11 protein-coding genes are annotated in these 10,348 nt (G+C 42.3%); 10 read left to right on the forward strand and 1 reads right to left on the reverse strand.

Annotated elements, in window-relative coordinates:
- Positions 1-436 precede the first annotated feature (436 nt).
- On the forward strand, positions 437-1,333 hold the full coding sequence (gene rocF, locus TY49_RS02200; RefSeq protein WP_041964272.1) for an arginase: 897 nt from the start codon (positions 437-439) through the stop codon (positions 1,331-1,333).
- Between the two features lie 81 nt (positions 1,334-1,414).
- Here rocF and TY49_RS02205 read toward each other — a convergent pair whose 3' ends face one another.
- Positions 1,415-1,621 carry an aspartyl-phosphate phosphatase Spo0E family protein gene (locus tag TY49_RS02205; RefSeq protein ID WP_041964273.1) on the reverse strand — a complete coding sequence of 69 codons (207 nt, stop codon included), beginning with the start codon at positions 1,619-1,621 and terminating at the stop codon, positions 1,415-1,417.
- A 211-nt stretch (positions 1,622-1,832) separates the two neighbouring features.
- On the opposite strand from TY49_RS02205, the gene sigW reads away from it, so the two are divergent.
- From sigW to TY49_RS02250, 9 genes are all read left to right on the forward strand, one after another.
- Positions 1,833-2,396, forward strand: coding sequence for an RNA polymerase sigma factor SigW (gene sigW, locus TY49_RS02210; protein ID WP_041964274.1), 564 nt, complete (start codon positions 1,833-1,835; stop codon positions 2,394-2,396).
- A 16-nt stretch (positions 2,397-2,412) separates the two neighbouring features.
- Positions 2,413-3,066: an anti-sigma factor family protein gene (locus tag TY49_RS02215; RefSeq protein ID WP_041964275.1), complete on the forward strand. Its 654-nt coding sequence runs from the start codon at positions 2,413-2,415 to the stop codon at positions 3,064-3,066.
- Between the two features lie 470 nt (positions 3,067-3,536).
- Entirely contained in the window at positions 3,537-4,364 is an 828-nt protein-coding gene (cdaA, locus tag TY49_RS02220) for a diadenylate cyclase CdaA (protein WP_041964276.1), read from the forward strand.
- Complete coding sequence (locus TY49_RS02225) at positions 4,357-5,589, forward strand: CdaR family protein (RefSeq protein ID WP_041964277.1); 1,233 nt, start codon at positions 4,357-4,359, stop codon at positions 5,587-5,589. The genes cdaA and TY49_RS02225 overlap by 8 nt, the downstream gene beginning before the upstream one ends.
- Before the next feature lie 37 nt (positions 5,590-5,626).
- The gene (gene glmM, locus TY49_RS02230; protein ID WP_041964278.1) at positions 5,627-6,976 is read left to right on the forward strand and encodes a phosphoglucosamine mutase; all 1,350 of its coding nucleotides are present in this window, start codon (positions 5,627-5,629) and stop codon (positions 6,974-6,976) included.
- 186 nt (positions 6,977-7,162) lie between these two features.
- Positions 7,163-7,417: a hypothetical protein gene (locus TY49_RS02235; RefSeq protein WP_156972582.1), complete on the forward strand. Its 255-nt coding sequence runs from the start codon at positions 7,163-7,165 to the stop codon at positions 7,415-7,417.
- A gap of 87 nt (positions 7,418-7,504) precedes the next feature.
- Complete coding sequence (gene glmS, locus TY49_RS02240) at positions 7,505-9,307, forward strand: glutamine--fructose-6-phosphate transaminase (isomerizing) (protein WP_041964280.1); 1,803 nt, start codon at positions 7,505-7,507, stop codon at positions 9,305-9,307.
- Between the two features lie 151 nt (positions 9,308-9,458).
- Entirely contained in the window at positions 9,459-9,656 is a 198-nt protein-coding gene (locus TY49_RS02245; RefSeq protein WP_052442056.1) for a helix-turn-helix domain-containing protein, read from the forward strand.
- Positions 9,657-10,147: 491 nt separating this feature from the next.
- On the forward strand, positions 10,148-10,348 hold a 201-nt coding region (locus TY49_RS02250; protein WP_156972583.1), incomplete at its 3' end, for a helix-turn-helix domain-containing protein.

Below are 10,348 nucleotides of genomic sequence, written 5' to 3' on the forward strand. Positions count from 1 at the left end.
CGGAGGCTAAAGCTGTCAAGAATAAGCAGTTATTGTGACAGGTTTCAGGTAGCGGAGCCCAAAGCTGTCAAGAAAATGCTGTTATAATGACAGGTTTCAGTCTGCAGAGGCCAAAGCTGTCAAGAAAAAGCCGTTATTGTGACAAGTTTCAGGCTGCGGAGCTCAAAGCTGTCAAGAAAGTGCAGTAATTATGACAGGTTTCAGTCTGCGGAGGCCAAACCTGTCAAGAAGAAGCAGTTATTGTGACAGGTTTCAGGGAATGAAGCTCAAAGCTGTCAAGAATCCTCTATTATTCAGATTGTCTTTACTTTTATTAAAACAATAAATTCACTCAATTCCAAACCGTATATATATTCATGAAATTGTCCGGTTGAGTCATTTGAATGAAAGCGTTTAAAATAAGGTGTAGATGAGAGAAAGCAAGGGGGAGAAATAAATGAAGAAACTTTCGATTATTGGCATGCCGATGGATTTGGGTCAGATGAGAAGGGGAGTCGACATGGGCCCAAGTGCGATCCGTTATGCTGGAATAAATGAAAGATTAAGAGTGCTATTTGATGAGATAGAGGATTTGGGAGATATAGCAGTTGGCCGGCCAGAGGTGAAGATTGACCCTAACAGCAATCTGCGTAACCTGGAGCTCGTGGCTGAAAAAAATAGCTTGCTTGCTGATGAGGTAGACAGAATTATTGAATCAGGGTCATTCCCGCTTGTTTTAGGAGGCGACCATAGCATTGCGATAGGCACTTTGACGGGTGTATCCAAGCATTATAAAAATTTGGGTGTCATTTGGTATGATGCACATGGAGACTTGAATACAGCAGATACATCACCATCAGGGAATATCCACGGAATGCCGCTCGCTGCCAGCCTGGGATTAGGGCATAAAATGCTGACACAGTTAGGCGGGTATGCACCAAAGGTTAAACCAGAAAACATTGTCATCATCGGGGCACGTGCTTTGGATGATGGTGAGAAGGATTTAATCAAGGAGCTTGGTATCAAGGTGTTCACGATGCATGAAATTGATCGCCTGGGGATGGCTACGGTCATTGAGGAAACAGTCAACTATCTTAAAGATAAGACAGATGGCGTCCATCTTTCACTTGATTTGGATGGGCTTGATCCAACAGATGCTCCTGGTGTCGGTACGCCAGTAACTGGAGGAATTAGTTACCGTGAGAGCCACCTGGCTATGGAAATGTTGGCCGAAGCAAAAATCATCACTTCAGCTGAATTCGTCGAAGTGAATCCAATTCTTGATGAAAAGAACAAGACCGCTGTCGCAGGAGTCGCGTTGATGGGTTCTTTATTTGGAGAGAAACTTTTGTAATGCTTCAGTAGTTTTGGAATAGACTCATAATAGTGAGAAAAAAATAGGAGCAGCGGCCATCTGGCTGCTGCTCTCTTATTATTAATATAGAAATGTATTTTTTGATGATAAGTGATAATATTTATTTAGTAAATGGTCGAGTTTAGTACTGATATCGACAACCCGTTGATTTGACAGCGAGGTCTTTGCGGCTAATTCAACCATTTCTTTACGGCAATTTTCAATATCCTTCAACAACGTTTCTGCACACATTGAATGTTTCCTCGCTTTCACTGAAATATAGTCCATTTATACCCCTGAAAAAAACTTTTTAAACCAAACTGGTAATAATTTGTTAATATTAACTTATCGTGTTTTTTAGACTTTTTTTGCAAGAATAAGTCAGTTAGTAGATGATTTTGTCAATTACATACATTTATAAAGTTTTTATAAAAAAACGAAACCTTTTACGGAATCGATTCGTATATCGATTAGCCGCATGAAGCGCGGAGGTAAAATAATGGAGACAATTGTAAAACACAGAATAAAACAGGTAATCAAGGGAGACCAGAATGCCTATGGAGAGATTGTTGAGGTATACAAGGACAAGGTTTTCCAGCTTTGCTACCGTATGCTCGGGAATCGGCATGAGGCAGAAGATATTGCACAAGAGGCTTTTATCCGTGCATATATCAATATCAACAGCTTCAATCAAAACTTGAAGTTTTCAACATGGCTTTATAGAATTGCCACAAACCTATGTATTGACCGGATCCGCAAAAAGAAACCAGATTACTTTCTAGATGCAGAAGTGCCTGGAACAGAGGGCCTAACCATGTACTCGCAGGTCCCATCTGAAACTCCTTTGCCAGAAGATGAAGTTGAAAGTATTGAATTGCAGGATGCGATCCAAAAAGAAATTTCAAAACTACCCGATAAATACAGGTCGGTCATCGTATTAAAGTATATTGAAGAACTCAGCCTGAATGAGATCAGTGAAATACTGGATTTGCCGCTTGGCACAGTGAAGACGAGGATCCATCGAGGAAGAGAAGCCTTAAGGCAACAGTTGCGACACGTATAAGGTGAGGTGAAAGAATATGAAATGTTCCGAACAAATTATCGACTATATGCATGAATACCTAGATGAAGAAATCTCCGAAGAACATGAAAAGATTTTAAGAGAGCACCTGCAAAGCTGTTCAGATTGCCAGGAATACTTCAGGGAGCTCAATAAATCAATCGCTCTTGTGCAGAGCACCTCTCACATCCAGGCACCAGATGATTTTACTTCAAAAGTAATGGCCGGCCTGCCAAAGGAAAAGAAAAAGACGGAAATCCAGCGTTGGTTAAGGAGTCATCCGCTTTTGACAGCTGCCTCGCTCTTCCTGGCGTTGATGACCGGCAGCATCTTATCAACATGGAACGAAGAACATCAGTTTTCAGTATCGAAGCAGCCTAATTTGATTGTCCAGAATGATACAGTCATCGTTCCTGAAGGAGAAGTTGTCAAGGGTGATGTCGTTGTAAGAAATGGCAAGGTGAAAATCGAAGGTGAGGTCCAGGGGAATGTCACAGTGATCAACGGTGAGTTGATCAATGGCGAGAAATACATGGCTTCCGCTGGCAATGTCACCGGAGAAATAACCGAGGTAAATGAAGTATTCGAGTGGATTTGGTACCATATTAAGAAGACAGCTAAAAACACGGCAGATCTTTTTGAGAACGACGAAAAGGAACAGTCATTCCAATAGGAATGGCTGTTTTTTAGAGTCCTTTTTTAGAGTTAATCAAAAAGGATTAATTGGCAGTGGACTGCAGTAGACATCATTATTAATTTGAACAAGGCTTGTGTTATAATAAGAAAGTTATCTTTGTTTATAGGCTGAAGTGCATTGGTCATCTTCCGCTTTTTTTTACAAAGGCTGTTTTCGTAAAGATTGTTGTTAAAATCCTAAAACCGATTTTAACGTGATATATACCTATTTTGCAGGTCGGTATTAAGTTTGCATGCTCTTTTCTCAAGAAGCGCAACTTTACGAAGGGATATAGGTAATTCAATGCAATTTTGTATTCAATAGCATCAAAGTTCGAGAAAAGAGCCTTTACAAAAGGCTGTTTTCGTCATTTTTACGAAAAGAGCTTTACTACAAGGCTGATTGAACTTTCAGGAAGGTTAGCTACTTTTCTGAAACAGTCTTACTAAACTACTGGAGGAAGTGCAATGTCGTTTGCAGATTTCGATTTTTTAGAATATCTAGCTAATATTGTTGACATTCTCCTGGTTTGGTTCGTCATTTATAAGCTGATTGCGATAATTCGAGGGACAAAGGCTGTCCAGCTTTTAAAAGGAATCTTTGTCATCCTGATCGTAAAGTTTGTCAGTGATTACTTCGGATTGAACACTCTTAGCTGGATGATGGAACAAGTACTAACCTGGGGATTCCTGGCCATTATCATCATCTTCCAGCCCGAATTGCGGCGGGCACTCGAACAGCTCGGCAGGGGACGGCTCTTTGCCAGATCAGGGCTGCAGGAAGAGGAAGACGAAGAGAAGATGGTGGAGGCCATTATCAAGGCAACCGATTATATGGCGAAGCGCCGAATCGGAGCATTGATCTCAATTGAAAGAGAAACAGGAATGAGTGATTACATAGAAACAGGCATACAGCTTCAATCAAAAATCTCCTCTGAACTGTTGATTAATCTTTTTATACCGAATACACCGCTTCATGATGGAGCTGTAGTCATACAGAAAAATATCGTAGCAGCGGCTGCATGTTATTTGCCGCTGTCGGAAAGTCCGTTCATCTCGAAGGAGCTGGGTACAAGGCACAGGGCCGCACTCGGAATCAGTGAAGTAACTGACAGTATCACGATCGTTGTTTCTGAGGAGACAGGGAATGTATCGGTTACCCGGAATGGCGAACTTTACCGTGACTTGAGCGGGGAAACGCTAAGGGAACTGCTCACAGCTGAACTGATTTCCCCATCAAGAATCAAGCAGGCCGCTTCTACCCGCTGGAATTGGAGGGGGAAGAAAAATGGATAAATGGATGGATAATCCCTGGTTCATAAAAGTGGTTGCCCTGGTTCTAGCCGTTCTGCTCTTTGGGTCTGTACCTAAGAATGATCCAGATAAGCCTGGTGATGTGAATGTGCCATCAGATGAAAAGGTGGAGACGGTTGAAGACGTACCGGTAAAAAGGGTTTATGATACCGATACTTTAGTAGTATCCGGTGTTCCTGAGACTGTTACAGTCACGCTGCAAGGCCCAAAAAACCTTGTTCAGCAGGCGAAAACTCTACGAAATTTCGAAGTGTTCGTAGATTTAACAGAGGCTGAACTCGGAAATCAGCGAGTCCCGATTACAATTAAAGATGTCTCGGATCGCCTGACCGTCACCATTGAACCTGGTTATGCGAATGTTTCCATCCAGGAGAAGGTAACGAAGGAATTCAGGGTGGAGGCTGAGTTCAGCGGTAATATAGTTGAGGAAGGCTATATAGCCGAGAAACCAGCGGTAAAGCCTAATAAAGTCCAAATAACAGGTGCCAAAGATGTAGTTGATAAAATTACCTTTGTGAAAGCAACTGTCAATTCATCAGGGAAAATATCAGAAACAATCACACGAGAAGCAAGTGTACTCGCTTTGGATAAGGATATGAACAAGCTTAATGTCGTTGTAGAACCTCAGGTTGTCGAGGTAACAATCCCGATTAAAAGCTCAAGCAAGAAGGTACCGATTGATATTGTCCGAAAAGGGACTCCTCCAAGTGGAGTAACAATCGATTCAATAACGTTGGAAACGAAGGAAGCAGAAATCATCGCTGACCCAGGCGTTCTCGAGGAATTTGATAATGTCAGGGTTGAAGTGGATGTCAGCAAGATTGATGAGGATACGGAGATTACCCTCCCAGTCATCATCGGTGAAGGAATTGTCAAGGTATCACCCGAAACGGTAAAAGTGACCGTGAAAGTCACAAAGGCTTCCGAGAAAAGCATTTCTAATGTTCCCATAGAAATAGATGGGATGGATGAAGGCTTTGAAGTCAACTTCCTTGATCCTGCAAACGGTCAGACGAACTTGACCGTTTCTGGGCCGAGTGATATTGTTTCAGCTCTGTCATCGGATGATTTTAAGATCCTGATTGATGTGTCGGAACTGGATGAAGGAAATTATGAAGTAGACATGAAAGTGACAGCACCTCAAAATATAACGTGGAAATTGGCTAAAGAAAAAGCCAGTATATCGGTTGCGAAAAAAGATGCGTAATTGACTGCAATTTTTCATACAAGGAGAGATTTTAAGAATGGGTAAATATTTCGGTACAGATGGAGTACGTGGTGTTGCGAACAGCGAATTAACACCAGAATTAGCTTTCAAGCTTGGCCGCTTTGGAGGCTATGTCCTTACAAAGGAACATGATCGCCCAAAAGTTTTAATTGGAAGGGACACTCGTATTTCCGGACATATGCTTGAAGGAGCGCTGGTTGCCGGTCTATTATCAATCGGGGCGGAAGTCATGAGGCTCGGCGTCATCTCCACTCCAGGGGTATCGTATTTGACGAAGGCCCTTGGCGCGCAGGCTGGAGTCATGATTTCTGCCTCTCACAACCCAGTTGCGGATAATGGCATCAAATTCTTTGGCCCGGATGGATATAAGCTATCTGATGATCAAGAGAATGAAATCGAGCAATTGATGGATATGGAAGTGGATGAGCTTCCTCGTCCTGTAGGTGCTAACCTTGGTCAGGTGAATGATTATTTTGAAGGCGGCCAAAAGTACCTTCAATATCTTAAGCAATCAGTTGATGAAGAATTCACGGGGCTGCATATCGCGCTCGACTGCGCACATGGTGCAACCTCCTCATTGGCTACGCATTTATTTGCTGACCTTGATGCCGATACTTCAACAATGGGGGCATCGCCTAACGGATTGAATATCAATGATGGCGTCGGATCAACTCATCCTGAAGCACTTGCTGCATTCGTTAAAGAAAAGGGTGCAGATCTTGGGCTAGCATTTGATGGAGATGGCGACCGCCTGATCGCGATTGATGAAAAGGGGAATATCGTTGATGGCGACCAAATCATGTATATTTGCGGAAAGTTCTTGAAGGAAAGAGGTCAGCTGAAGCAGGGTACAGTTGTATCTACCGTAATGAGCAACCTTGGTTTTTACAAAGGCCTAGAAGAGCACGGAGTCCAAAGTGTTCAGACTGCTGTTGGCGACCGCTATGTAGTTGAAGAAATGAAGAAGAATGGTTACAACCTCGGCGGAGAGCAATCAGGTCATATCATCTTCCTTGATTACAATACAACTGGTGACGGCTTGCTAACTGGCCTGCAGCTTGCAAATATCTTGAAAGCAACGAACAAGCCGCTTTCTGAGTTGGCAGGGGAAATGAAGAAATACCCGCAGGTTCTCGTGAATATCCGGGTGACTGATAAGCACCATGTGACAGATAACGAGAAGGTAAAAGCAGTGATCGAACAGGTTGAAGCAGAAATGAACGGCAACGGCCGTATCCTTGTTCGTCCTTCCGGTACAGAGCCATTGGTCCGTGTCATGGCAGAAGCAGCAACAGCAGAGCTTTGCGAAGAATATGTAAGACGAATTGCTGTCGTTGTACAGGAAGAAATGGGATTAAAGGAATAGGAATGAAGATTATATGCATAAGGGCTTCGGCACATCGAAGAGCCCTTATGCATATTTATTTATGAAGGGAGTTTTTAGTCATCCTGTAAAGGGTAATTGTACGGGAAGGCTGTTTTCCTTTGTTTTCTATTGACGGATGCATAAGTATCATGTATGATAATCCTGTTTTTGTAAATAAGGCTGTTTGTGCAACATATGCCTTATAAAACGATTTTATCGGAAAGGTGGGCAGAGGTTGATCAATGGAAAACTAAAGCGCCAGGACTAATCCTTGACCGTAATTATGGATTAGTTGACGAGGTGGAGGTTTATCGAAGTTTCGGCGGATGCCTCCCGGCTGAAAGCACAGCCGCGAATTTCATCTTTAAAACATTAAGGCAACTTAATGCACAAAGAGATGGGGATGCTAAAACTAACGAGGATTTGGATATTAAAGTCTGACCTCAAACCAATTATATGAGATAAGGGGGCAAGCTGCCCCTATATAAGAGGCTTCTTGCCCCCTGTCGTACAGGAGGAAAAGAAGTTATGTGTGGAATCGTTGGATATATTGGAAATAATGACTCGAAAGAGATTTTATTAAAAGGTCTGGAAAAGCTTGAGTACAGGGGCTATGACTCTGCGGGAATCGCAGTCATGAACGAAAAGGGAGTTCACGTTTTTAAGGAAAAAGGACGCATTGCGGACCTTCGCAACGTTGTGGACAACGATGTAATGGCGAACGCTGGTATTGGCCATACTCGTTGGGCTACGCACGGTCCTCCAAGCAAGGTGAACGCTCACCCTCACCAGAGCTCAACTGGCAGACTGACTCTAGTTCACAATGGTGTGATCGAGAACTATGATCTATTGAAGCGCGAGTATTTGCAGAATGTCGAATTGAAAAGTGAAACAGACACTGAAATTATCGTTCAGTTAATCGAACTGTTCGTAAAGGAAGGTCTGAGCTTGGAAGAAGCGTTCCGTAAGACGCTGACACTTTTACATGGTTCATATGCACTTGCCCTAATAGATGAGCAAAACGAAGATACGATTTTTGTGGCGAAAAACAAGAGCCCACTACTTGTCGGCCTTGGCGATGGCTTCAATGTGGTTGCTAGTGACGCGATGGCGATGATCCAGGTAACAAACCAGTACGTTGAACTGATGGATAAGGAAATGGTCATTGTCACTAAGAACGAAGTGACAATCAAGAACCTTGATGGAGAGGTTATTTCACGCGCTCCTTATACAGCTGAGCTTGATGCAAGCGACATTGAAAAGGGAACATACCCACACTACATGCTCAAGGAAATCGACGAGCAGCCGCTTGTAATGCGTAAAATCATCCAGAACTACCAGGATGGCGAAGGCGCTCTTGAAATCGACTCTGACATCGTTAAGGCTATGAAAGGTGCAGACCGAATTTACATCATTGCGGCGGGTACTTCCTATCATGCTGGTCTTGTCGGCAAGCAGTTCATCGAAAAATTGGCGAAGATTCCTGTCGAAGTTCACATCTCAAGTGAGTTCGGCTACAATATGCCGCTTCTATCTGAAAAGCCATTGTTCATCTTCATCTCACAAAGCGGAGAAACTGCGGACAGCCGCCAGGTTCTTGTACAGGTGAAGGAGATGGGCTACAAAGCATTGACGATCACCAATGTACCTGGTTCAACGCTTTCCCGTGAAGCAGATTACACTCTTCTTCTTCATGCTGGTCCTGAAATTGCGGTTGCTTCAACAAAAGCGTATACAGCCCAGCTTGCTGTCCTGGCGATTTTGGCAGAGGTAACAGCTCGCGGAATCGGCCACGAAGTAGACTTCGATCTTGTACAGGAATTAGGAATCGTAGCGACAGCTATGGAAGCTCTATGCGACGACAAAGAAGAATTCGAAAGCATCGCTCGCGAATACCTGACTGTCACAAGAAACGCATTCTTCATCGGACGCGGAATCGACTTCTACGTAGGACTTGAAGGTGCGTTGAAGCTGAAGGAAATCTCCTACATCCAAGCTGAAGGCTTTGCCGGCGGAGAGCTGAAGCATGGAACAATCGCTTTGATCGAAGAAGGCACACCAGTCATTGCCCTTGCTACACAAGAATTCGTTAACCTGAGCATCCGTGGAAACGTCAAAGAAGTCGTTGCCCGCGGAGCAAACCCGTGCATCATCTCCATGAATGGACTGGAAACAGACGAAGACCGCTTCGTTATTCCAGAAGTGCACAGCCTATTAACACCTCTTATCTCAGTAATACCTATGCAATTGATTTCTTACTACGCAGCATTGCACCGCGACTGTGACGTTGATAAGCCACGTAACCTGGCTAAGTCTGTTACGGTTGAATAAAAATATTTTAAAATCCAGAAGGGTGTTTGTGAAAAAAATAGTCGGTAATCGAAAAAAATAGTCGGTAATTTGTAATTAATGTTGGTAATCGAAAAAAATAGTCGGTAATCTACATTGTGCCTTAAAAGGTTCCTTGTGAGGAGTTAATAATATGGTCTCAGTAGGTGAGCGTATAAAAACGATTAGAATAGATAATTTTTATACACAAGCTGAGTTTGCAAATTTATTAGGAATTTCTCAAGGAACCTTAAGTGATATAGAAAAAGATAAATGTTATCCCTCTTATCAAACATTAAAATCTTTAAGGCAAGTTATAAAAATTGACTTAAATATCTTATTTGAAGATTAGAGAAATATTGAGTTCGTCATAGGAACAATGGGAATTCTTTTCCCACCATTAAGAGCTTGTAGAGAGTCTAGAGTATTAGACTGATCTACGAGCTTTTTTTATGTTTAGCAAATAGTAACAAACTCGTTAACAAACTCGTTAACAAACCATTACATTGAGGGAACAGGTTAGGAAACTATTCTTGAAAAGCATACGACAGGGAAAAAAATAGTCGAAAATTACATCCAGACAGCGAGATTTGCGTTGCATTCTTAAAAGAAGACTAATATGATAATTCCATTATTAATGTTAATGTCGAATATCCCAATATATCCTTCTCTAGGAGAAAACGAACAATAGTAAGAACTTCAAGCCTGTCTAGTGGTTATGACAGGCTTTTTTTACTTGTTAGGGGCGAAGTGATTCACAGACAATTTACACACGTGAAATCAACTTTTAATAAATATGCATTAACATATAATTATTAACTTATATGAAAGTCGAGGAGGATTATGATGTTAAGGAATCCTTGTAAGGAATATGGCTTTATTATTCACATGATTAGAGAAGGATTAGGAATGTCGATAGAAGAATTAGCATTCCGTACGGAGACATCACCCAAATTTATACAAGACACTGAATCCAGCAAGGTATACCCAAGTTATAAATACATTGAATTGCTTTCTAATGCTTTGGATATTCCCTTTAATGAA

Origin of the sequence: Mesobacillus selenatarsenatis SF-1, assembly GCF_000813125.1 — a bacterium.
GTDB lineage: Bacteria > Bacillota > Bacilli > Bacillales > Cytobacillaceae > Mesobacillus > Mesobacillus selenatarsenatis.

Excerpts from the sequence above, each read along its gene's own strand:
- TY49_RS02205 (WP_041964273.1), bottom strand. The coding sequence starts at position 1,621 with ATGGACTATATTTCAGTGAAAGCGAGGAAACATTCAATGTGTGCAGAA.
- TY49_RS02215 (WP_041964275.1), top strand. The coding sequence starts at position 2,413 with ATGAAATGTTCCGAACAAATTATCGACTATATGCATGAATACCTAGAT.
- cdaA (WP_041964276.1), top strand. The coding sequence starts at position 3,537 with ATGTCGTTTGCAGATTTCGATTTTTTAGAATATCTAGCTAATATTGTT.
- TY49_RS02225 (WP_041964277.1), top strand. The coding sequence starts at position 4,357 with ATGGATAAATGGATGGATAATCCCTGGTTCATAAAAGTGGTTGCCCTG.
- glmM (WP_041964278.1), top strand. The coding sequence starts at position 5,627 with ATGGGTAAATATTTCGGTACAGATGGAGTACGTGGTGTTGCGAACAGC.
- TY49_RS02245 (WP_052442056.1), top strand. The coding sequence starts at position 9,459 with ATGGTCTCAGTAGGTGAGCGTATAAAAACGATTAGAATAGATAATTTT.
- sigW (WP_041964274.1), top strand. The coding sequence starts at position 1,833 with ATGGAGACAATTGTAAAACACAGAATAAAACAGGTAATCAAGGGAGAC.
- rocF (WP_041964272.1), top strand. The coding sequence starts at position 437 with ATGAAGAAACTTTCGATTATTGGCATGCCGATGGATTTGGGTCAGATG.
- glmS (WP_041964280.1), top strand. The coding sequence starts at position 7,505 with ATGTGTGGAATCGTTGGATATATTGGAAATAATGACTCGAAAGAGATT.